The sequence below is a fragment of the Paenibacillus elgii NBRC 100335 genome, from assembly GCF_004000865.1.
Classification (GTDB): Bacteria; Bacillota; Bacilli; order Paenibacillales; family NBRC-103111; genus Paenibacillus_G; species Paenibacillus_G elgii.
On record NZ_BIMB01000058.1, the window covers coordinates 15,049 to 38,461 of the forward strand.

Below are 23,413 nucleotides of genomic sequence, written 5' to 3' on the forward strand. Positions count from 1 at the left end.
TTCTAATGCTCCCTCCGTGCATAATGATCCACCGCGAAGCTGAACACGACTTTAAAGATATAGAAAAACAGCATGACGAGAAGAAGCTTGGGGATCGAGGCGAAGAACAGCAGCAGACCGGCAAACCCGGTGCATACGAAAACCGCCGCTATCGTTCGTTGAGCCGGATGACCGAGGAGGGCATTGACGATAAAAGACGATACGATCGTATAGCCCCAGACGAAGAGGCAGGGAATAAAATGTTCCCCCAAGACGGCAGCGAGCAGAATGGGTTGAACATGAATGGCGATAAACACCAGACGTGCCACCGGATGGGCCTGGTAGTGGTTGTTGGTCGATAACGTGAAGTTGGCAATGACGCCGCCATGGATGTCCAACGCCAAGAGCAGAATGGCAAGCAGCTGCCATAGGACAAGCCCGCTCCACTCGGAATACGTCAGAGCAAGGAGCGCCGCGCTCATGCCGACGCCAAAACCTAAGGTTAGCGCCAACTCCAAGACGGTCGATCTTTTGCCGAACACTTCATGAAAAAAGGCCGGGATGTTTACTGGTTTCATGACAAATCCTCCTCAAATTTAATATATGACCGTTCGAACGGTCAGTTTTATGCGAAACGATCTCCGGCTTACGCCAGGGAGTCGTCTTCGGCTAAGTGTCGGCAGAGCATGCTAACTTGCAGCCGCCAAGCTTGTTCGTACAGCTGACCGTTTCCATTCAGCAAATAATGCAGGCCCATGCCGTCCATGAGCGAAAAGAGAAGCGCAGTCACGGATTCCAGCGTTTTTTCGTCGAGGGGACGGAGAGCCAGCCGGTTGAGCTGATGTCCCAAGAGCTCGGTAATTTTATCGGTGCAGCTTAGGAGGGCTTCCCGAAAATCCGCATTGAACATGCCTTCATGATAGAAGGAGAAAAAGGCTTTGAACGCTTTAAGATAAGGTTCAGGCACTCGGAATATGGACTGCCCGAGCTGATGAAGAAACTGTTCCAAGTCCCGATACTCCTGCGCCATCGGCTCAAGGAGATCGTCGAACAAAATGTGGAGCGCGCCGTGAAGAATTTCGTCGATGGATTTGAAATGGTGAAATATATTGCTTTTGCTCACGCCTGTTAGCTGCGCGAGCTTGGCCGCCGATACCTCTTTGATGCCGTGCTCCGAAATGATGGCGATCGCAGCGTGTAAAATTCGTATTCGGGTTTGTTCGCCCTTTTCCATGCGCTTATCTTGTACTTTGGGATTCATGGCGAAGCTCCTTTCCGGATCATTATATAACTGACCAACCGGACAGTCAATATACTGATGATGTACAGATCGATGATTCAAAAGTGATATGGGCTGGCAGGAGAGTGAAAAAATAGGTCTAATTTACCAGAAATATTGACAAATTGTGTCGAAAATCACATTGAAATGCCCTGCTTTTACCAGATATCATATAGTACATGCCGAATGGACGGGTAACCGTTGAATGTGCGTAAAAATTTTTTTAGCGGGAGAGGAATTTTTGGTATGTTAACAAATTCAGAGCTTCGCCGGATGGCGAGGGAAAGCTTGCAAGGGAACTGGGTTAACGCGGTTCTTGGCGTTTTCATTTATGGGGTGATTCTTTCCGCATTGTCCTACATTCCGTTTATCGGATGGATTGGCACGATCGTGCTTACCGGACCTTTGACGTTCGGCCTGTACGGTTATTTTCTTGGCACGGTTCGCGGCGAGTTGACATCGGTCGGCAATTTGTTCGACGGATTCAATAACAACCGGTTCGGGAATGCCTTGGTTCTAAATCTCGTGTCGGGCATTTTCATTTTCTTGTGGTCGCTGCTTCTTGTTGTACCGGGGATTATTGCGGCTTTGAGCTATTCGCAAGCGTATTTCATTATGCGCGACAATCCGGAAATGCCGGCTCTCGATGCTTTGCGTCAAAGCAAGGAAATGATGAACGGACACAAGACCCGGCTGTTCATGCTGTTCTTGAGCTTCATCGGGTGGATTGTGCTCGGGATGATTCCGCTCGGCCTCGGCATGTTCTGGGTACAGCCGTACATTTATGCGGCAATGGCTGCGTTCTATGAAGAGTTGAAAAACCAGAATGTTGCTACGCCCTATGCGGAAGCGCCTCGCAGCTATACTCTCTAATTTGCCATGATTGTGGGGCTTCCGGTAAGCATATAACGAAAAGAGAGCTGTCTCCGTCGAATGACGGCAGGCAGCTCTGTTTTTTGCGCTTATTCAAAGCCATCGCACCAGGGGAGGAGAACTTCATCCGCTAAAGACGGAAAGCCCTGCAGGCTTGTCCGATCGGCTGTTCGTTGGAACGAACGCAGAGCAGACAAACGCTCAGGGCTTTCGAAGGTACGGGAAACTTCCGTTCAGGTCATTAAAGTTACTTGTCAGTCATCACTTGCTTGTACTGCTCGTCCGACAGGACGCGCCGTGCCGTGACGTAACGCTTGGCGTAATAGGATTCACTGAGTTTCGTAACGGTGACGCCTTGATCCGTAGCAGAGTGATAGAACTTGCCTTCGCCTACGTATACGCCGACATGGGAGATCCCTTTACCGTCGGTGTTGAAGAACACCAGGTCGCCGGGACGAAGCTGGTCTTTGGCCACCTCGGTACCAAGCTCGGCTTGGCCTTTGGACGTATGCGGCAGATCGACGCCGAATTTGTCAAATACCCACGAAGTGTAACCCGAGCAATCGAAGCCTTTGGTCGTAGTGCCCGCATACTTGTAGGGCGTACCCATAGCCTCGTTAACCGCTGAGCTTAGTGGGGTTTCTGCAAAAACGCTGCCAACCGAAATGCTGCAAAACAAGGTCAAAGAAAATGCAAAACCTACAAGCTTTTTCAAAGAAGTTTCCCCTTCCGGTGCCTACGAGGTTAGCTTGAGGGTTCGGTTGAAGGTTCCCTATGATCACTCTACTGCGAGATCAATTCACCCAAAAATGGATCCCCCGTTTTCTGCGAACAGAAATTCGGCAAAATTTTCTTTTTTTTATTCCGAGTACATATATTCGAGCCAACATGACGTTTTCCTCCCTTTGTCACATAATTGTCACAGAATCAATGGTTATTTATGAAACTTTTTGTTTATAAGCTAAAAAGAACGTCATCTCCCGGCACTCTCGGAAGACGACGTTCTCGTATTTTGGCATAATTTCACTTTACGAGGCAGGTTAGGGCTATGCCTTCTCCGCCCAAAGGGCATACTGCGTGCCGATCTCCCACACTTTGAAGAACATTTGCACCAGCCGGTACGCCTGCATGAGAACGAGCGCAGCGAAGCCTGCCCACCAGAAAGACGACACCATCACGGCGGCGGCCAGCACTAGCGACAGAGCGGCGACCGCCAGCGCGGCCAGCGCGATGACCGGCAGATGCCGGAAGGCGAACAGCAGCGTGTATAGCGAGGACCTTCCGTCCGTTTTGCCGATCTGCAGGAACAGGAACAGCAGCTGCAGCAGGAACAGGTAAGCGGCGTACAAGGCCAAGGCGGGCAGCAGCGCCTGCCCCAACGAGATGTAGGAGGCATGGACGGCAAATTGCTTCGCGGCGTAAGGCACAAGCCAGTACAGCGGTCCGATCGACAGGACGAGCTGGAGCGCATACAGCCCGAGGAACGGGAAGAATAGTTTGCGGATGCCGGCCACAAACCGGTAACCCGCGTTCAGTTCCCCGTGCCGAAGGGAGTAGAAGACTCCGGCGTTCAGTGCGGGATGCAGCAGCATCCGGAGCCCGATCAGGCCGAGCCCCGTCCATAGGTACGGTACGATCAGGTCGGTCTTCATCAGTTGAAACTGGCCCTCCACCCAGAACAGCCGTACCGACTCGCCGGGAAGCGCCCCGCCGGGATACCGGTGAAGGAGGGGGAGCACGACCGACTGAATGAGTTTATACAAGACGACGCCCCAAAGCAGGTTGTAGAAGAAGAGCGCGAAGACGGCGAACGGCTGATGCCAGGCGATGACCCAGCCTTTTTTGATCCGATTCCACATGTTCATCACCTCACCAGACGACCCAGCCGAATAAGGTCTCCAAAAATTTGACGATCCCCATGTTCCATCGAACGGACAGCTTGGTATCGACCTCCGTTTTCATGAAGCTGTTGATCCGCTTGTTTTCCAGCACGATCGAATGCTGCGGGTCGAGCGATACCCAAGCGAGCGGAGAGGCGTGATTCAGCTTCATGATTACTTCGCTGTCGACACCGTCCCACGTCTTATCCAGCTCCGAGCCGTCGGCGAAGCGAAAGCGGATCGGCACATTGTGGTACGTTCCGCCCAGCTTGCGAAGCTGTACGCTGTTCTCATAGACGGGCTGCCCGTTTTCGGTTGCGTTCCGAACCTTGATTCCGGTGACGGCGTAGTCGACCATCATGCCGTTATAAATGTATTGATGGAAAAATTCCTGCCAGCTTAATTTCGTTACGTCCTCGACCGTCCTTTGAAAATCGGCCGTACCCGGATGCTTGAACTTCCAGCGCTGGAAGTAGGTGCGCAAAATTTTATCCATCGTCTCCGGCCCGGCCTGCCGTTCCATCGCCTTGAGCACAAGCTTGGCGCGGGTGTAGACATTCTCGGCGTATTGATTGTGTCCGCCGTAGCCCCACGAATGCAGCTTGAGCGCCGCCGGATTCGTAATGTAGCTTGATTCGACGAGCAGGTTCGGTCGCACGCCGTATTCCGCCTCCATAATCCGGTCTTCGGCATACGAAGTGAAGCCTTCGTCGAGCCACGCTTCCTCGAATTCATTGTTGGCCACCATCCCGTACCAGAACTGATGGCCGATCTCGTGCACGACGACCCGTTCAAGCTCTAGAGACGGGTTATCTTCTGCGGCTCCCCAGGCGGTAACGAGCGTCGGATACTCCATGCCTCCGGCCCCGTTGCCGTCCGCGGGGGGCACGACGATCGACAAGGTCGAATACGGATAGCTGCCGTACCATTGGGAATAGCGGGCCAGCGCTTTTTTGGCGGCGGTCATGTAGCGGGCCTTGAGGCGTTCATGCTTCGGATCGAGATACAGCTTGATGCGGACGCCGGGCACATGGGGAGTAGCGTAAGGCTCTTCGAAATAAACGAAATGCGGCGAGGCCGACCAGGCAAAATCATGCACGTCGTCGGCATAGAAGGTATAGGTTCTCGTCTTGCCGTCGTCGGCGACGGGTTTGGTGGGAAACCCGGTGGCCGCAACGGTATAAGCGGAGGGAACCTTCAGCTTGACGTCGAAAATGCCGAAGTCCGAATAAAATTCCGAGTTGCCGTGATATTGGTGCAGATTCCAGCCATCGTCCGCCCGACCGCGGACTCCTTTGGGCTCATATACGGCAACTTTCGGAAACCATTGGCCGGCCATGACGAAATCTCCGGCGTACCCCATCCGGGCGAACACCTGGGGCAGCTTGACCGAAAAATCGGTGCGCAGCGTCACCCGCTCGCCGGGTCCGACCGCTTTGGGCAGCGGCACTTTGATCAGCGTCCGGTCATCCTTGTTCCCGTCGTCAGGCTGGACGTATTCGATCCGGTCGCTGAGCTCGATTTCGTTGCCGTCCAGCGTCTTGATCGAGCTGACGGTCATGCCTCCGAAGCTGCCTTCCTTGCTCGCGTCCTGCCGCAGCTTTCCGCCGGATTCCTTCATGAAGGTCGATTTCTTCGATTCGAAGGCGTTCGGATACAAATGAAAATACAATTCCTGAACGGGTGCGCTTCCAGGGTTTTTCCAGGTAAATGCCGACGTGCCGCGGATCGATTTGCCCTGCGCATCCAGCTCCGCGCTCAGATGATATTCCACGATTCGCTCGCTAAGTGGCTTCGGAGCCGGCTTCTCCGCCGGGCGTGCCGGCAGGCTGGGAGGCGCGGGCGGAGGCGCGACCGGTTCGTTCAAGCGCGCGCCGACCGGGAGCGCCCCGCCGGAGGGCAGGAAGATACCCGTAGACGAGCCGTCCGCTTGTCCTCTGGCGGAAGGCCAGCGGGGCGCGGCGACGACGGCGCGCCCCGTCGTCGAAGGGACGGGCTTGAGCATCGTCAGCGGGTTTGCCGGTTCGTCTGCAGGAAAGACGGAAGGCAGGGCGGCATCTGCGGGCAGCGTCCACCCTGCCGCCGACTTGACCGGCTGCGGGCCGGATTCCGGCAGGACGTTCGTCAGCAGCGTGGCCGTGAAGGTAAGAGCAAAGATCGAGCCCCATGTTGCGATTCGGTAGCCGAGTCGTATTTTCATCCAATATTCACCCCGTTGACAAGCATCTACAGCATGTATATGTGGGGGGGACGAGGATTATTTCTACCGTCGCGAAAAAGAATCGGCGGCTGTTCATAAGAGCCGAGCTTGCCGGGGGGACCGCTTTTTAGTACAATTTTGATATCCGCAGCTTCAGGCTGCCGCTTGACTGCAGCGGATTGGGACATTGGGAATCGCTTATTATCACGTGAAACAGGTGGTGCACGGATGGATATAAATGAACAAAACGCGCAGGCGGCGGACACGAAGAAGAAGCTGCCGACCTTGAACATCGTCAGCAGCAAGGAGACGAAGCACCGCGGCTTCGGGCAGGGCTCCATCGATCTGAGCCAGCTCTCCAGCGTTATTATCGACGGAGCGGAGGCGTATCTCGATCTGGGGGCGCTCCACGCGAAGAGCAAGGTGGAGAAAGGCATCAAGTTTACCGTCAACGCCGATGAAGTGCCGAACGGCCGTCCGTGCTGGATCGTATGGGTGGCGGTCGATTTTAAGGAAGAGGGCAAATACTACGCCGGTGTCACCTCCTGCGAGATGCGGATCGATACCGAAGCGCGCAAAGGCTGGAAGCTGCTCGTCGACCATGTGAACCGGATGGATTATGCGCTCAAACGCCGCATCATGCTGGACAATCTCGGGCCGGAGCAGAAGGTGGCGCTGAAGCAATTGCTGGTGGACAACGATCCGGACATGTGGCAACGTTCCGATGCCGCGCTGCATGAAGCGCTGGACAATTAAAAATTTTGTACATTATGTGACGGTCTTGTACCGTTTGCTATAACAATGTATACTAATGGCTAGTATATGCATCATATACTAGGACAGCAAAAAGGCAGACCGTAGGTCTGCCTTTTTGTGTTTCCGCTAACAATACATTTTCTGCCTGCCCTGCGCCATTCTTTTTGTCCCCGGCTTTTAGCTGCTCCACCAGCGCTTCAGATCCTCCCACCAGGAACGGTTCTGCTTTCCTTTGCCGGCTTTGCCAGCATCATTGTTCCCGGGCTGCTGCGTGCAGTATTCCGTCGGCTCCGTCCCTTGAATGAACGTTTCCAACCGCGAGCCCGGGCAGTCGTCGTTCCCCAGCTTGCCGGTCGCCGGGTCGACATAGACGCTCACGACGCCTTCCGGTACCGGGAACAGCTTCGGTGGCACCGATTCCAGTGTCCGCTCGGTAAATTCCGCGAAGAGTGGCGCGGCCAGGTGCGATTCGACGTTGTTGATGTTGCGCCCTTTGTCATAACCCACCCAGACGGCGGTCGACAGCTCGGGTGTGTAGCCGACGAGCCAGGCGTCCGTGTCCGTCGTGCCGGTTTTGCCCGCTACAGGGCGCTTGATCACGCTGGACACGCGGCTGCCCGTGCCGCCCTGGTCGAAGACGCTCTCCATCAGCTGCGTCAGCACATAGGTATATGCGGGCTCGATGACCGTTTCCTGCTTCGGATTCGCCTCGTACAGCACCCGCCCGCGACGGTCCTCGATGCGCACGATAGCCGTCGGCTCGACACGCACGCCCTGGTTGGCGAGGATGCCGAAGGCCGAAGCCATCTCGTAAGGGCTGACAGGGAACGTGCCCAGCGCGAGCGAAGGCATCGGCTTCATCGGGCTCGTGATTCCCATACGGCGGGCCATTTCAATGACGCGATCCGGTCCGGTTTCCAGCACCGTATGCACGGCGTAGATGTTATCCGATTTGGCGATGGCCGTCCGCATGTCGATCCAATCGTAGTAGGCGTTGCCGAAGTTGTTCGGCGTATAGGTTTGCCGTCCCTGATCGTAGGTGAACGTCGTCGGCTCGCTTTTGTAGCGGGTGGCCGGGGTGAAGCCCTTTTCCTTCAGCGCCGTCAAATACACGATCGGCTTGAACGAGGACCCCGGCTGCCGTGTGCTGGACAGCGCCCGGTTATATTGGTTTTGGGCGTAATTGCGTCCGCCGACCATCGCTTTGACGTATCCGCTGCGCGGATCGATGGCAACAAGCGCCGCCTGCAGCTCCGGATAGTTTTCCAGCTGCTTCGCTACGACCTCCTCGGCGACAGCTTGCGCCTTCAAGTCCAGCGTCGTATAAATCCGCAGGCCGCTTTCGACGAATTCCTTGTCTTCGAGGCCGAGCAGATCGGCCGCCTCGCCTCGCACATAGTCGCGGAAGTAGGGGGCCGTCACCGCTTTTTTATGCTCCTCCAGCGGCAGAATGTGCAGCTTTTCCTTCGCTGCCCGGTCCGCCTCAGCTGAAGTGATGTATCCGGCTTCCACCATGGTCTGCAGCACCGTTTTTTGCCGTTCCAGCGCACTGTCCATATCGTAGTAAGGCGAATAATAACGCGGTCCTTTCGGGATGCCGGCGAGCAGCGCGCTTTCGGCCAGCGTCAGATCCTTGGCTTCTTTCCCGAAGAAAAGCTTCGCCGCCGCCCCGATGCCGTACGTCGCATGCCCGTAATAAATTTGATTCAAATATTGCTCCAAAATTTGGTCCTTGCTCATTTGCAGTTCCATCTGCACGGCATAATACGTTTCCTTGATTTTGCGGGTCCACGTCCGCTCGTGCGACAAGTACAGATTGCGCGCGAGCTGCTGCGTGATCGTGCCGGCCCCCTGCACCTTGGACATATGCTGGAGGTTGACCCAGGCCGCCCGGACGATCCCCTTCGGATCGAACCCGTAGTGCTGGTAGAACGTGCGGTCCTCGACCGCCAGCGTCGCATCGAGCAGCTTCGGGGCAATGTCCTTCAGCGATACGCTCTGCCGGTTTTTCGCCGCGCCGTACGCTTCGATCAGCTCGCTGTGCACATCGTACATTTCCGACGCCGTGTCCGTCTTGGACACGGGAAGCGCCTGCGAGCGCATGAACAGCAGCAGCACGATCATAATACCGGCGCCGAGCAGCAGGCACGTCAACGAAAACGACAGCCACGCTTTGAGCCGCCGGGCAAAGCGGAGTGCTCCGCCGTCTTCCGGCGCAGGCTGTTTTTTGGGCATGTCCGACACGTTCCGTCAGCTCCTTCCGTCTTTCCGCCGATGCTTTCCCCCGCTATTCCCAGTATGGAAAAACATAGCAGCGCATATTCACGAGGGACAGGCGGAAACGTTAATTTTTTTTGAAAAACGAACGGAACGACCCTCTTTGTATTTGCAATTTTGGGGAGATACTCTATAATACAATTTGACATGCCAGAGACAAGCTGAATCCTTGGAAAAAAGCAGATGTCCGCCCGTCTTCCGGCCCTTGTCCGGCCGGCCCTAACGAACCGAACGAAAGGTGGAATTACATATGGAATTGTGGTACACGGAGAAACAGACCGATAACTTCGGCATTACGGCAAAAATCAGCAAAACGCACGTCACCGAAAAAACCGACTTCCAGGATCTCGCGATGATCGAAACGGAAGAATGGGGCACGATGCTCGTGCTCGACGGCATGGTCATGACGACCGTGAAGGACGAGTTCGTTTATCATGAGATGGTTGCGCATCCGGCGCTCTATACGCATCCGAATCCGAAGCACGTGCTCGTGGTCGGCGGCGGCGACGGCGGTGTCATCCGCGAAGTGATGAAGCACCCCGAAGTGGAAAAAGCGGTGCTGGTCGATATCGACGGCAAAGTCATCGAGTACTCCAAGCAGTACCTGCCGACCATCGCAGGCGAACTGGACAACCCGCGCGTGGAAGTGATCGTGAACGACGGCTACATGCATATCCACGATCATAAGAACACGTACGACGTGATCATGGTCGATTCCACCGAACCGGTCGGTCCGGCAGTGAACTTGTTCACGCAGGGCTTCTATAAAGGCATCTACGACGCGCTGAAGGAAGACGGCATTTTCGTAGCCCAAACGGACAACCCGTGGTTCAAAGCGGATCTGATCCAAAATGTCAACCGCGACGTGAAGCAAATTTTCCCGATCGTCCGCGTCTACTGTGCGAACATCCCGACGTATCCGAGCGGCCTCTGGACCTTTACCATGGGCAGCAAGAAGCACGATCCGCTCGCCGTCGACGAAACGAAAATCCCGGAGATCGACACGAAGTACTACTCGCCGCGTCTGCATAAGGCGGCTTTCGTACTGCCGAAATTCGTGGAAGATTTGACGAAGTAAGCGGAGGAGACTAGCGACTGATGAAACTTGATCAAAAATATTCCGGCAACGTGTTCATTCTGAGCTCGGACGACTATGCGGCGTCCCGCGCCGTCATTTACGGCATGCCGATGGACTATACCGTCAGCTTCCGTCCCGGCTCCCGGTTCGGCCCTTCGCGTATTCGCGAGGTGTCGATCGGTCTGGAGGAATACAGCCCGTATTTGGATAAAAGCCTGGAAGACATCACCTATTTCGACGCAGGCGACCTGCTGCTGCCGTTCGGCAACCCGGGCCGCAGCCTCGACATCATCGGCGAATACGTGCACGGACTGCTGGCCGACGGCAAGTTCCCGCTTGGCCTTGGCGGCGAGCATCTCGTTTCGTGGCCGGTCATCCAAGAGGTGTACAAGAAATACCCGGATCTTGCGCTCATCCACATCGATGCGCATGCCGATCTGCGCGAGCAGTACGAAGGCGAGCCGCTGTCCCACTCGACGCCGGTTCGCAAAGCGGCGCTGCTCATGGGCGGCAAGAACGTGTACCAGTTCGGCATTCGTTCCGGCTCCCGCGAGGAATTCCAGTTCGGACGCGAGAACATTAACTTCTATCCGTTCGAAGTGTTGGAGCCGCTCAAGAAGGTGCTGCCTGAGCTGGCCGGACGTCCGGTTTATTTGACGATCGACATCGACGTGCTCGATCCGATGTGCGCTCCGGGCACCGGTACCGCCGAAGCGGGCGGTATCACGTCCAAGGAGCTGCTCGCGGCGATTCATGCGATGGCCGCCTCCGAATTGAACTTCGTCGGCGCCGATCTCGTCGAAGTGGCCCCGGCCTACGACCCGACGGAGCAGACCCAGATCGTCGCCAGCAAGCTGATTCGCGAAATGCTGCTCGGTTTGGTGAAATAATCGAATCGCACGGAAGTGCCGCCGCCATGTTTTCCCTTGTGGGAAGCATGGCGGCTTTTTGCGTTTGGCTTCCTGCCCACCCGGTACTAGTCGAAGTTAGTACTTATCCCCTTCATTGGTTGCAGCCTACAATAAAGCCATAAAGAGAGGGGGGGCTCGCGTGTGAATGCGGCAAAATCATTGGTGGCAACAACAAAACCTGCGTTTCCGGTTTTCGTCCTGTTGGCGTATGGGGGATTCTGGGCATGGATGGCGATAGCGCCGTTAAACCGGTTCGACTGGCTGCTGGAAAATTTGCTGATCTTTCTATGCGTGGGGATGCTGATCGGAACCTACCGAAGGTTTCCGCTCAGTCACAGTTCTTATGTGGGGATTGCTTTGTTTTTGGCGCTTCATACGTACGGGTCGCACAACTCCTACGGCGCGACGCCGATCGATCCGCTGCTGCAGCAGCTGTTCGGCGGGGGGCGTCTGCCGTATGACCGGCTGGTGCACCTGGCTTACGGCGTGCTGCTGGCTGGACCGATCCGGGAGGTGCTTAGGAGGCTTGCGGGGGTGAGAGGCTTTGCGGCGGATGCGCTTGCCGTTGCCGTTGTGCTGGCCACCGGCGCATTTTACGAATTGATCGAGATGTGGGTCGCCGGACTGGTGGCCCCGGAGATGGGCGCGCTGTTTCTTGGATCGCAAGGCGATCCGTGGGACGCGCAGCACGATATGGAGCTTGAACTGATCGGGGCTATAGCGATATTGGGGCTGGGGGCTTTGCTGCGCCGCCTCAACCTTTTCGCAAAGTGAACACCGTCAGCTCCGGACGGCATAGAAAGCGGACGGGATGCTCGGAAACGCCGATGCCCCGGTTGACGTACAGCTGTAGCTTGCCGGCGCCTAGAACGTAATGCCCGAGGACATACTTCTTTCCGAATTTCGGCGTAACCACATGTCCGTAGAACGGCAGGCGCACTTGACCTCCGTGGCTATGTCCTGACAGTTGGAAGTCAACCGGATACTGTACGGCGATATCGGCGAAATCGGGGCAATGCGACAGCAAAAGGACGAAATCCTCCGGTTTAACGCGGGCCAGCGCCTTATCGATGTCAGGGTAGCCCTTCCATTGGTCGTCTACGCCTGCCATGACGAAGCTGCTCCCATGGCGTTGAATCCGGACCATCCTGTTGGTCAGCAGCTCGAAAGCAGCGCTTTTCAATAGGGCTTCAACTTTTGGAGCTTCTTTATAATAATCGTGATTGCCCAGCACCGCATATTTTCCCAACGGAGGCTTCAGCTCCGAGAGTATGCGGGCATAGGCGTCGCCGTCCGGTCCGACGGCATAATCCACCAGATCTCCGGTAAAGCATACGATATCCGGTTGAATCCGGTTGATCAGTCCAATCAGTTCCGACAAGTCCTTCGCATCAAAATTGAAGCCGAGGTGCACGTCGCTGAACTGCACTATTTTTATACCGTCCATCTGTTGAGGCAGTCTTGCAAAAGACAGTGTATATTCCGTGACTTCCAGCCATTTCGGCTCGGCGTAACGGGCGTATCCGTAGGTGGCCCCGGGCAGGGCAACGAGTCCGGTGGCGGCTAACGTCATTGTTTTCAGAAAGGATCTTCTTGACAGCTTTTTATTGCGGTTGCTTTCGTTGGAATCCATGTGAATGAGCGATCTCCTCGGGATGGATTGGCCGGCGGCCGAAACTTACTATAACAGACGTAGGAAGCCTTCATTTGGTTTCCATAAATGGAAGCCCGTTATTCCTATACCATCTTAGCAAGAATAAGGGGCCTTGCAAACCGCTGCTTCCCGTCGATTGCGGGCTTGTCCTTGAACGGAGGAAGCCCTGTCCGCGGACTACTTTTTTTTGTACAATAAGAGGATCACAGCAGGACGGGAGAGAAAGCGAAAATGACGGAAAAGCAGCAGACCGGCGCCGGCAAGCGGGCCGTACGCATTACGCTGGAAAGCGACAGCGGCGGGGAACGGATCGTGCGGCAGATGACAGGCGATTGGTTCTCGAAGGGACGGCACGCGTACCTCCGATATGCGGAGCCTCCGGAAGCGGAGATGGGCCGTACGATGACGACCGTCCGGGTGGAGCAGGGGGAAGTGCGGATTGTCCGGCACGGGGACGTATCCTTCGAGCAGACGTTCGTTCCGGGCCGGCGGCATTACGGCTATCTTCAGACCCCTCAAGGGCGGCTTGAGCTGGAGACGTTTACCCAAATGCTTGACGTTGCCGCGGAAGGACCGGACGCTCTGCTTGCCGTCCGCTGGAGCTATGAGCTATCGGTGATGGGGCAAGCGCCCGAGCGCTGCAGCCTATGCCTGACCGCCGTATCCTTACCGGAGTGACCGGTTATTTAGATACGGCGGATACGCTTCGAAAGGCGTGAATTTCCTTCGCGCCGGTTATCGTTTTGCGCGATTTTACGATATAGCGGGCATGCTTGCGCAGCAAATTTTTTATTCGCAGCGGCTTGAGACCGGGCTTTTTCGCTAGCATCAGTGCGATAACCCCTGTGACGTGGGAGGTGGCCATGGACGTGCCGCTGAGTTCGTGATACTTGCCCCGGAGCCAGGTGGAGTATACTTTCTCCCCGGGCGCGTAGATGTTGATCTGTTTGCCGATATTGCTGAAGGGGGCAATCCGGCCTTTGCGGGTCGTCGCTCCGACGGCGATCACTTGCCGCAGCCGGGCCGGATAGTCGACCTCGGCCTGATTGCCTTCGTTGCCGGAGGAGGCTACGACGAGGATGCCGCTCCGGTAGGCGCTGAGCACCGCCGCTTCCAGCGCTTTGCTGTACGTTTTCATACCGAAGCTCATATTGATGATATCGACGCCGCTGGAGACGCACCAGTCGATGCCTCCGATAATATCGGAGACGAATGCGCCGCCGTGCTGATCGAAAGCTTTCACCGGATGAATAATGGCCTGCGGCGCTACGCCGATAATGCCCCGGTGCCGGGTGTACGCCGCGATCGTTCCCGTGATATGCGTGCCGTGGCCGTTGTCGTCAATCGGCGGCAGCTGGCGGTTCAAAATATTGACGCCCCGCGACAAACAATGGCGAAGGTCGGGGTGCGTATAATCCGCGCCTGTGTCGATGACGCCGATGCGGACCCGTTCCCCGCGCGATTTGCTCCAGGCCTGCGGGGCGCGAATGTGGCGGACTCCCCAAGGGATGACGGCCTTGACGGGCGATTTTTTTTCTTCGCCGGACGGCAGAGCGGACGAAGCATGGCCCAGGACATGCAGCTTAATGCGCGTATCCGGCTCGATCGAACCGATAAAAGGGGCTGATACCGCTTCGCTGCCGGTCCGAAGCGTGCAGGAGATGGCGCGGATGAGATGGAGCGGCTGAATCTGGTGCAGCCGGGGCAGCGATTTCCGCTGCCGGCCGATTTGCCGGGCGAAATCGGCATAGTCCCGGTCGTTCAGAAACCGGATAATATGCCGCTTGTCGGCATCCTCGGAGCCTTCCATGGCTTCGTGAAGCCATGACACGAACGTCGACGGATTCATGTCGTTCCCTCCCACAGGCTCGGAAATTCCTTTTTGTATCGTATGAGGGACCGAATGCTTCCGTATGAGCGCATGGCCTTATTCAAAATAATTAGGTGCGTGACCGTGTCAAAGCGAAAGCGGACACATACCATAAGTAGGGGAGGGTCTGGCACTCCTCCGTCTTTCATTCAGCAGGGGCAAAAGACAGCGGGCAGTGGGCTCCTGGTCTTTTGCGGATACAGTCGGAACAAGGATCACGCCTGCAGCGGACGGCGCCGAGCGCGAGCTGCCGGTGCGGTCCTTGTTTCCATTTCGGGAAATGCCGCGCGGCCAGTTGCTTTTTTACATAAAATAAGGTTTACTTATTGGTGATAGTGGATAGTTTAGTGGTAGTTAAAGACGTTGGAAGGGATGTGCCCCGAAATGAGTGCTCAAAACTTACTGCTTAAAATCGGCGCAGAGCAAGCTAAGGAAATGCCTATGGTTGACCTCGCCTTTGAGCTTCTGAAAGCGGCCAATACGCCGTATTACTATCGGGATTTGATGGCGGAGATTGCCAAAATCAAAGGTCTGTCCGATGACGAAGTCATGCAGGTCATTGCGCAATTATATACGGAGATTAATATCGACGGCCGCTTTGCGTGCGTCGGCACCAATCTGTGGGGATTAAAACGCTGGTACCCTGTCGAGAAGTCCGAGGATTCGGTAGGCAGCGGCAAGCGTCCGCGCATCATTAACGACGAGGATGACGATCTCGACGACGAGGATCTGTTCGCTGAGGAAGAAGACGTATTCAGCGAAGAAGAAGAATACGATTCGTTCGATGCGCCTCGCGACGACGATTTTGACGCGGAAGAAGAAGCCGAGGAAGAAACCGAGTTTTTCGAAGACGAAGAGCTCGAAGACGAGGAACTGGACGATACGCTGGAAGAGGAAGCGTCCGAAGAGGATCTGGATGATCTGGGCGAAGACGACGACAGTGCGGACGACGAAGAGGAAGACAATAAATAAAACAGGCTTGTCCTTGACAGCCGGGATCGTTCAGAGTAAACTATTTTCTGGGCTTTAGATGGAACGTTACGAACCTTGATGATGTTCGATAAAAAAGTGCCCCGTATTTACGGGGGGCTTTTTCTTTTTTTGTTGGAAAAATTTTATAACTTTTCGTAACTTATCGCTTCGTATCAACCTTGATAAACGTGCTTATCCTTTTAAGATAAGGGCGTCGAAGCCGTTTATCCTGGATCGGGATGCAAAACTTTTGGGAGGTATTACAGATGACAAAGTACATTTTCGTGACCGGGGGCGTCGTTTCCTCCTTAGGCAAAGGCATCACGGCCGCATCGCTCGGAAGACTGCTCAAAAACCGTGGACTGAAAGTCACGATCCAGAAGTTCGATCCTTACATTAACGTGGACCCGGGAACAATGAGCCCTTACCAGCACGGGGAAGTGTTCGTCACCGACGACGGCGCGGAGACGGATCTTGACCTCGGACACTACGAACGTTTTATCGACATCAATCTGTCGAAAAACAGCAATGTCACAACGGGGAAAGTGTATTCCTCCGTCATTGCCAAAGAGCGCCGCGGCGAATATTTGGGCGGAACCGTTCAGGTCATCCCGCACATTACGAACGAAATCAAGGAGCGGGTATTCCGCGCCGGACGCGAAGCGCATTCGGACGTCGTCATCACCGAGATCGGCGGTACGGTGGGCGATATCGAGAGCTTGCCGTTCCTTGAAGCGATTCGTCAGATCAAGAGCGACATCGGCCGTGAGAACGTCATGTACATTCATGTCACGCTCATTCCTTATTTGAAAGCGGCCGGCGAAGTGAAAACGAAGCCGACCCAACACAGCGTCAAGGAGCTGCGCAGCATCGGCATCCAGCCGCATGTGATCGTCTGCCGGACGGAGCATCCGTTGACCGAGGACATGAAGCGCAAGCTGGGGCAGTTCTGCGATGTCGATCCAGGCGCCGTGATCGAGTGCATCGATGCCGAGACGTTATACGAAGTGCCGTTGATGCTGCGCGAGCAAGGGCTTGACGACATCGTCGTCAACCACCTGAAGCTGTCCACAAACGAGCCGGACATGACCGAATGGGAAAGCCTTGTGAACCGGGTCAAGTCGCTTAAGACGACGACGGAAATTGCCATTGTCGGCAAATACGTGGCTCTGCACGACGCCTATCTCAGCATTGTCGAATCGCTCGGTCACGCCGGAATCGACTGCAATACCGAAGTCAAAATCCGTTGGATCAATGCGGAGGAAGTAAACAACGATAACGTAGACCAGCTGCTCTCCGGCGTTCAAGGCATTCTGGTGCCGGGCGGCTTCGGCGATCGCGGCATCGAAGGCAAAGTGACGGCGATCCGTTACGCGCGCGAGAACAAAATCCCGTTCTTCGGCATTTGTCTCGGCATGCAGGTAGCCGTTGTCGAATACGCCCGTTCGGTGGTAGGGCTCGAAGGCGCAAACAGCTCGGAGATTCATCCGACGACGCCTTATCCGGTTATCGACCTGCTTCCGGAGCAGAAGGATATCGAAGATCTCGGCGGAACGATGCGCCTTGGCCTGTATCCTTGCAAGCTCAAGGAAGGATCACTCGCGATGCGCTGCTACGACGACGAGCTCGTTTACGAGCGCCATCGTCACCGGTACGAGTTCAACAACGAGTACCGCGACCGCATCGAAGCAGCCGGATTGCAGATTTCCGGCACAAGCCCGGACGGCCGTTTGGTCGAGATTATCGAATGCCCGGACCATCCGTGGTTCCTGGCCGTGCAATTCCATCCGGAATTCACTTCGAGACCGAACCGTCCGCAGCCGCTGTTCAAGCATTTCGTGCAAGCGGCCTACAATCATTCCAAATAAATCGCTGTGCGCAGCAATCCAAGCAGGAGACGTATCCCGGCATGAACCGGACGCGTCTCCTGTTTTTTTATATCCCAAGAAGCGAACGGTTTGTGCATGTCTGCTTGATTTGTAAAAGTTTTCAACTTTTTTTGGAGATACGGCAGGAATCGCGGGAGCGGCAGCGAATACTGTTATTGCGGGCATAACAGAACGGAATTCTCAGCCTCAGGAAAACGGAATAGGAGGATACCTCGATGAAAAAGAAGCTGCTCATAGTTGACGATCAAAACGGCATCCGCATCCTGTTGATGGAGGTTTTCAGCAGCGAAGGCTACGAAACCTATCAGGCTTCCAACGGTAAACTCGCACTCGAGATTGTAAGAAATGTATCGCCCGATCTGGTTTTGCTCGATATGAAGATACCGGGCATGGACGGTCTCGATATCCTCAAGCACATCAAAAGCATTGATGCATCGATCAAAGTCATCATGATGACGGCATACGGCGAGCTGGACATGATCAAGGAAGCGACCGATCTCGGCGCGATCATGCACTTCACGAAGCCGTTCGACATCGACGAGCTGCGCCAAGCCGTCAACCAGCAGTTGCGAACTCCTAACAATAACTCTTACGCCGTAGGATCCTGATGAGGGTCCTCTTTTTTCTTGAGCGGTTCCCGGAGTCTATCGTCTTGGGCAGGGTGTGCGATAGATTATTAACGTTTGTCGCGATCTATGATATAATGGGCCAGTATGACAAAAGAGTACAGATAAGCACTCTGGCACGGTCATTAACGACATAGGAGGAGAGAACCACCATGCCACTCGTTTCAATGAACGAATTTTTGCCTAAAGCAAAAGCGAACAAGTACGCAGTAGGTCAGTTCAATATGAATAACTTGGAATTTGCCCAAGCTATTACGGAAGCGGCGGAAGAATTGAAATCCCCGTTTATTTTCGGCGTATCCGAAGGCGCGCTGAAGTATATGGGCATCGAATTTACGGTAGCGATCGCAGAAGCTGCCGCTAAGAAATCCGGTCTTCCGATCGCCCTGCATCTTGACCATGGCAGCAGCTTCGAAGTCGCGATGAAATGTATCCGCGCAGGCTTCAGCTCCGTCATGTTCGACGGTTCCCATTATTCCTTTGAAGAAAATATCCGTCTGACCAAAGAAGTCGTGAAAGCTGCGCACGCGATGGGCGTATCCGTCGAAGGCGAGCTTGGAACGATCGGCGGCGTGGAAGACGACATTAGCGTAGATGAGTCCGCTGCCAACCTGGCGAAACCGGAAGAAGCGATCCGCTTCTATGAAGAGACAGGCGTCGACTGTCTGGCGATTGCAGTAGGTACGGCACACGGTATGTATGCCGGCGAACCAAACATCCATTTCGATATTATCGAGAAGGTATCCAAAGCGATTCCGGTTCCGGTTGTATTGCACGGCGGCTCCGGCGTACCGGACGAAATGATCCGCAAGTCCATCGAAGCCGGCGTAGGCAAAATCAACGTGAACACCGAGAATCAAGTGGCTTGTACGCAAACGATCCGCGAAGTTCTTAACAAAGACGCGAAAGTGTACGATCCTCGCAAATACCTCACTCCTGCCCGCAAAGCCATGGTTGAAGTGGTGAAATCCAAAATCCAGCTGTTCGGAAGCGCCAACCAAGCTTAATCGACCACAGCGGGAAATACACCGGGATTCGGTGTATTTCCCTCTCTTCTTTTGTAAACGTAGGCACGGAACCCAACTTAGACGAGTTTGCACCTGACTGGTAATGCGTTAAAGCAGTGAAGTGGGAGGAAGAACAACGAATGGAGAAATTGATGATCGCCGGTGGGCGCCCGCTGCGGGGAACGGTTCAAATCAGCGGGGCCAAGAATAGCGCGATTGCGCTTATTCCGGCCGCCATTTTATCGGAAACGGCTGTTACGCTCGATAATTTGCCTATCCTTAGCGACGTGGCGATTTATACCGAGCTGCTTCAGGAACTCGGCGCATCGGTAGAATGGAGCGAGGATCAGATGATGATCGATCCGAGCCGGCTGTTATCCCGGCCGATGCCTAACGGGAACGTGAAGAAGCTTAGAGCTTCCTATTATTTGATGGGGGCCTTGCTCGGGCGTTTCGGCGAGGCGACGATAGGTTTGCCTGGCGGCTGCAATTTCGAACCGCGGCCGATCGATCAGCATATCAAAGGTTTTGAGGCACTGGGGGCACGAATTACGAACGAAAACGGCGCCCTGCACATCCAAGCGAAGGAATTGCGCGGAGCCAAAATCTATCTGGACGTTGTCAGCGTAGGGGCGACGATTAACATCATGCTGGCGGCCTCGCGGGCCAAAGGCGTCACGACTATTGAAAATGCGGCAAAAGAGCCTGAAATTATAGATGTAGCTACACTTTTGAACTCCATGGGCGCCAAAATCAAAGGCGCAGGAACCGAAACGATCCGGATTGAGGGCGTTGATGCGCTGCACGGCTGCCGTCATTCGATCATTCCGGACCGCATTCAAGCAGGTACTTACATGATTGCCGCAGCGGCGACGCGCGGCGACGTCATTGTCGATAATGTCATCCCGAAGCATATGGAAGCTCTAACCGCCAAATTGCAGGAAATGGGCGTACATATTTACGAAATGGATGAATCGATCCGTGTAGTCGGACAGCCGGAATACGAAGCCGTGGACGTGAAAGCGCTCGTATACCCCGGATTTGCGACCGACTTGCAGTCTCCGATGAGCAGTCTGCTTACGCAGACGCGCGGAGTCAGCATTTTGAGCGACTACGTGTACAGCAACCGGTTCAAACATGTCCCGGAGCTCATGCGTATGGGGGCCAAAATCAAAGTGGAAGGCCGTTCCGCCGTTATTGAAGGCAGTCAGCTTAGCGCGGCCAAGGTCAAAGCGACCGATCTTCGCGCAGGCGCATCGCTGGTTATCGCCGGACTGACGGTTGCCGAGGGCGTTACGGAAATTACCGGTGTTGAATACATCGACAGAGGCTACGATCATCTGGTAACCAATCTATCGAATTTAGGGGCGGAAGTTTGGCGGCAGAATGACTAAGAACGGTATAGATTTCTCCGAAATTGGGTAAGGCTAGAGTATATTTTGTGCTGGCTTGAAAAATTAATAGTTTGGTGGTTGAAAATTTATGGATATGCATCTCGCTCAGCTTGAAGCGCTTAAGCTCACAGAGCTTTACAAGCTGGCTAAAAAACATCAAATCCCGTACTACGGCCAAATGAAGAAGAAGGAACTTATTTTTGCCATTCTACGCGCACAGGCCGAGCAAAGCGGCTTGATGTTCATGGAGGGCGTGCTCGACGTCCTGCCGGAGGGCTTCGGTTTTCTGCGGCCGATCAACTATTTGCCGAGCTCGGAGGACATCTACATCTCCGCTTCGCAAATTCGCAGATTCGACCTGCGGTCCGGCGACGTCGTATCCGGCAAGTGCCGGCCTCCCAAGGAGAACGAACGTTACTTCGGGCTGCTGCACGTGGAAGCCGTCAACGGCGAAGACCCGGATACGGCCTCGGAACGGCTGCACTTCGCAGCGCTCACTCCTCTTTATCCGCAAAGGAAACTGGGTCTGGAAACCTCTCCTACGAAACTGTCCACCCGCTTGATGGATCTTCTGGCTCCTGTAGGCTTTGGCCAACGCGGCTTGATCGTAGCCCCGCCGAAAGCGGGAAAAACGCTGCTGCTCAAGGAAATCGCCAACAGCATCTCGACCAATCACCCGGATGTCAAGCTGTTCGTTCTCTTGATCGACGAACGTCCGGAGGAGGTTACCGACATGCAGCGCTCCGTCAACGGGGAAGTGATCGCTTCCACCTTCGACGAGGTGCCGGAGAATCATATCAAGGTCGCGGAGCTAGTGCTGGAACGCGCACAGCGGCTTGTGGAGCATAAGAAGGACGTCGTGATTTTGCTGGATAGCATTACGCGTCTGGCGCGGGCTTACAACCTTGTCGTACCGCCGACGGGCCGGACGCTGTCCGGGGGGATCGATCCCGGGGCCTTCCACCGGCCGAAACGTTTCTTCGGCGCCGCGCGCAATATCGAAGAAGGCGGAAGCCTGACGATTCTCGCGACAGCCTTGATCGAAACCGGCTCGCGGATGGACGACGTCATCTATGAAGAATTTAAAGGAACCGGGAACCTGGAGCTGCATCTGGACCGCAAGCTGGCGGAACGCCGCATTTTTCCGGCTATCGATATCCGCCGCTCGGGTACGCGCCGCGAAGAAATGCTCCTGACGAAAGAAGAGCTCGACAAGGTATGGGCGATCCGCAAAGGAATGAACGATTCGCACGATTATATCGATGCGTTCCTCAAAAAATTCGCCGAGACGAAAACGAACCAAGAGTTTCTGGACACCCTCGATCCGAACGGCGGCAGCCCGCAATCGGGTGGAAGCGGCGGCGCATCCCGTCGGGTCAAGCACTCCGTCTCGTAGAAGGAGGACCTTATGAATCTGGTTTATGCGGACCGTGACGGCAACCTGTTCGACCATCCGGAATACACGGGCCTTGGCCGCAGCGGCGAGCTGGTGACGGAAATGATGGAAGACGAGCTGATTCCGCTGCCCGAAGGAGCCACTCTCGTCAGCTTGCCGGATACGCGGCCGATCGGCGTGCATAAGCAGACGGGCGAAATGCAGGTGATGCCGGGGGACTTCACCGCGGTCGGAGCCTTGCTGCCGCAGAGCTTTACCCGCCTGCTGCTGCCGGGTTATGTGAAGGCCGATAAGTCCAAAGTGCTGCCTTTGTTCGGCTATACGGCGGTTGTTTGGAAAGACGGCGGCTTCTACGTCGCAGCCGAGGCTTGCGACGATCCGGAGCGCTGGAACCCGCGCAACTGCGATCCCGACGAATTGGAGCTCGGAGTCAAGCGGATTCTTGGAGAGTACAAGGACAACCGGCTGTTTCAGCATTTGTCCAATTGTGCCCTCGGATACGAGTGCCTGACGGCTTCCAATACGTTTTTGAACCGCTGGGAAGGGGCCGTTCCGGTCTCGTTCTCCTGCAATGCAGGCTGCTTCGGCTGCATCTCCGAGCAGCCGGATGATAGCGGGTTTCCAGCGCCGCAGACGCGGATGAACTTCAAGCCCTCGACGGAAGAAGTCGTGCAGGTCATGCTGGAGCATTTGAAGACGCCGGAGAGCATCATCAGCTTCGGGCAAGGCTGCGAAGGCGAACCGTCCACCCAAGCAAAAACGATCATCGAAGCGATCCGCGAAGTGCGGAGCCGCACGGATCTCGGCTACATTAACATCAACACGAACGCCGGCTTGACCGATCATATCCGCGGCATCGTGGACGCCGGTCTCGACCTGATGCGCGTCAGTACGATCAGCGCGCTGGACGACCATTACAACGCCTATTACAAGCCGCGCGGCTATACGCTGCGCAATGTCGAGAAATCGCTGCGCTACGCCGCCGACAAAGGGGTTGTCACGTCGATCAACTATCTTATTTTCCCCGGAGTTACCGACCGGGAGGAAGAGATCGAAGCGATGATCGAATTCGCCCGCCGGACCGATCTGAAGCTGATCCAGCTGCGCAACCTGAACATCGACCCGGAGAGCTATTTGAGCCTCATTCCCCCAGCCCGGGGCGAACGGTACGGCATGAAGCAGATGCTGGAGATTTTCCGGGAGGAGCTGCCGGATGTCGTGCTCGGGTCGTATACGCACATTCCCGGCGAGCTGGCGGAACGGCGCAAGAAACAGTTGCAGCAAGGCTGACGGACGTGTTATAATCGCTCATGTGTGTTTAATTGATAACTCTGATTCACATGGTGTTTCAGGGCAAAAGAGGTGAAAGGGC

21 protein-coding genes and 1 riboswitch are annotated in these 23,413 nt (G+C 55.3%); of the genes, 13 read left to right on the forward strand and 8 right to left on the reverse strand.

All coding sequences use genetic code 11. The features are described from left to right. Positions 1–2 precede the first annotated feature (2 nt). On the reverse strand, positions 3–557 hold the full coding sequence (locus PEL01S_RS29010; RefSeq protein ID WP_127462716.1) for a hypothetical protein: 555 nt from the start codon (positions 555–557) through the stop codon (positions 3–5). A 68-nt stretch (positions 558–625) separates the two neighbouring features. Beyond that, positions 626–1,240: a TetR/AcrR family transcriptional regulator gene (locus tag PEL01S_RS29015; protein WP_127462717.1), complete on the reverse strand. Its 615-nt coding sequence runs from the start codon at positions 1,238–1,240 to the stop codon at positions 626–628. 264 nt (positions 1,241–1,504) lie between these two features. Between PEL01S_RS29015 and PEL01S_RS29020 the strand changes: the two genes are divergently transcribed. Next, complete coding sequence (locus PEL01S_RS29020; protein ID WP_127462718.1) at positions 1,505–2,131, forward strand: DUF975 family protein; 627 nt, start codon at positions 1,505–1,507, stop codon at positions 2,129–2,131. Between the two features lie 247 nt (positions 2,132–2,378). Here the strand turns inward: PEL01S_RS29020 and PEL01S_RS29025 are convergent, their stop codons facing one another. From PEL01S_RS29025 to PEL01S_RS29035, 3 genes are all read right to left on the reverse strand, one after another. Next, a complete protein-coding gene (locus PEL01S_RS29025) occupies positions 2,379–2,846 on the reverse strand; it encodes a C40 family peptidase (protein ID WP_127462719.1) in 468 nt (155 codons plus the stop codon). Positions 2,847–2,849: 3 nt separating this feature from the next. After that, positions 2,850–2,986: riboswitch (cyclic di-AMP (ydaO/yuaA leader) on the reverse strand. 191 nt (positions 2,987–3,177) lie between these two features. After that, on the reverse strand, positions 3,178–3,990 hold the full coding sequence (locus PEL01S_RS29030; RefSeq protein ID WP_174807027.1) for a hypothetical protein: 813 nt from the start codon (positions 3,988–3,990) through the stop codon (positions 3,178–3,180). 10 nt (positions 3,991–4,000) lie between these two features. Further along, positions 4,001–6,016, reverse strand: a complete 2,016-nt coding sequence (locus PEL01S_RS29035) for a M1 family metallopeptidase (RefSeq protein ID WP_371860734.1) — start codon at positions 6,014–6,016, stop codon at positions 4,001–4,003. A gap of 423 nt (positions 6,017–6,439) precedes the next feature. Between PEL01S_RS29035 and PEL01S_RS29040 the strand changes: the two genes are divergently transcribed. Continuing rightward, complete coding sequence (locus PEL01S_RS29040) at positions 6,440–6,967, forward strand: YwhD family protein (protein WP_063187801.1); 528 nt, start codon at positions 6,440–6,442, stop codon at positions 6,965–6,967. Between the two features lie 177 nt (positions 6,968–7,144). Here the strand turns inward: PEL01S_RS29040 and PEL01S_RS29045 are convergent, their stop codons facing one another. Then, entirely contained in the window at positions 7,145–9,202 is a 2,058-nt protein-coding gene (locus tag PEL01S_RS29045) for a transglycosylase domain-containing protein (protein WP_127462730.1), read from the reverse strand. 292 nt (positions 9,203–9,494) lie between these two features. Between PEL01S_RS29045 and speE the strand changes: the two genes are divergently transcribed. The 3 genes from speE to PEL01S_RS29060 all read left to right on the forward strand — a co-directional run bounded on the left by speE (position 9,495) and on the right by PEL01S_RS29060 (position 12,007). Continuing rightward, positions 9,495–10,322 (forward strand): polyamine aminopropyltransferase, encoded by an 828-nt coding sequence (gene speE, locus PEL01S_RS29050; protein WP_010500307.1) that lies wholly within the window; start codon positions 9,495–9,497, stop codon positions 10,320–10,322. 20 nt (positions 10,323–10,342) lie between these two features. After that, positions 10,343–11,212 carry an agmatinase gene (speB, locus tag PEL01S_RS29055; protein ID WP_063187799.1) on the forward strand — a complete coding sequence of 290 codons (870 nt, stop codon included), beginning with the start codon at positions 10,343–10,345 and terminating at the stop codon, positions 11,210–11,212. A gap of 162 nt (positions 11,213–11,374) precedes the next feature. Further along, positions 11,375–12,007: a DUF2238 domain-containing protein gene (locus tag PEL01S_RS29060; RefSeq protein ID WP_127462722.1), complete on the forward strand. Its 633-nt coding sequence runs from the start codon at positions 11,375–11,377 to the stop codon at positions 12,005–12,007. On the opposite strand, the gene PEL01S_RS29065 is transcribed toward PEL01S_RS29060, so the two are convergent. Further along, positions 11,988–12,866 (reverse strand): metallophosphoesterase, encoded by an 879-nt coding sequence (locus PEL01S_RS29065; protein ID WP_127462723.1) that lies wholly within the window; start codon positions 12,864–12,866, stop codon positions 11,988–11,990. The two genes, PEL01S_RS29060 and PEL01S_RS29065, sit on opposite strands and share 20 nt — an antisense overlap. Before the next feature lie 252 nt (positions 12,867–13,118). Here PEL01S_RS29065 and PEL01S_RS29070 point away from each other — a divergent pair, with 252 nt between their 5' ends. Beyond that, a complete protein-coding gene (locus tag PEL01S_RS29070; RefSeq protein WP_127462724.1) occupies positions 13,119–13,565 on the forward strand; it encodes a YwiB family protein in 447 nt (148 codons plus the stop codon). 4 nt (positions 13,566–13,569) lie between these two features. Here the strand turns inward: PEL01S_RS29070 and PEL01S_RS29075 are convergent, their stop codons facing one another. Further along, a complete protein-coding gene (locus tag PEL01S_RS29075) occupies positions 13,570–14,736 on the reverse strand; it encodes a S8 family peptidase (protein ID WP_127462725.1) in 1,167 nt (388 codons plus the stop codon). A 405-nt stretch (positions 14,737–15,141) separates the two neighbouring features. On the opposite strand from PEL01S_RS29075, the gene rpoE reads away from it, so the two are divergent. The 7 genes from rpoE to PEL01S_RS29110 all read left to right on the forward strand — a co-directional run bounded on the left by rpoE (position 15,142) and on the right by PEL01S_RS29110 (position 23,331). Continuing rightward, positions 15,142–15,729, forward strand: a complete 588-nt coding sequence (gene rpoE, locus PEL01S_RS29080; protein ID WP_127462726.1) for a DNA-directed RNA polymerase subunit delta — start codon at positions 15,142–15,144, stop codon at positions 15,727–15,729. Positions 15,730–15,995: 266 nt separating this feature from the next. Further along, entirely contained in the window at positions 15,996–17,597 is a 1,602-nt protein-coding gene (gene pyrG / locus PEL01S_RS29085; protein ID WP_063187789.1) for a CTP synthase, read from the forward strand. Between the two features lie 236 nt (positions 17,598–17,833). Beyond that, on the forward strand, positions 17,834–18,226 hold the full coding sequence (locus tag PEL01S_RS29090; protein WP_010500317.1) for a response regulator: 393 nt from the start codon (positions 17,834–17,836) through the stop codon (positions 18,224–18,226). Between the two features lie 170 nt (positions 18,227–18,396). Continuing rightward, positions 18,397–19,251: a class II fructose-1,6-bisphosphate aldolase gene (gene fba, locus PEL01S_RS29095; protein WP_063187788.1), complete on the forward strand. Its 855-nt coding sequence runs from the start codon at positions 18,397–18,399 to the stop codon at positions 19,249–19,251. A gap of 140 nt (positions 19,252–19,391) precedes the next feature. Then, positions 19,392–20,645, forward strand: coding sequence for a UDP-N-acetylglucosamine 1-carboxyvinyltransferase (murA, locus tag PEL01S_RS29100; protein WP_063187786.1), 1,254 nt, complete (start codon positions 19,392–19,394; stop codon positions 20,643–20,645). Positions 20,646–20,733: 88 nt separating this feature from the next. Beyond that, positions 20,734–22,041 (forward strand): transcription termination factor Rho, encoded by a 1,308-nt coding sequence (rho, locus tag PEL01S_RS29105; RefSeq protein ID WP_063187784.1) that lies wholly within the window; start codon positions 20,734–20,736, stop codon positions 22,039–22,041. A gap of 12 nt (positions 22,042–22,053) precedes the next feature. Beyond that, a complete protein-coding gene (locus PEL01S_RS29110) occupies positions 22,054–23,331 on the forward strand; it encodes a radical SAM family protein (protein ID WP_063187782.1) in 1,278 nt (425 codons plus the stop codon). The last annotated feature ends 82 nt before the right edge of the window (positions 23,332–23,413 follow it).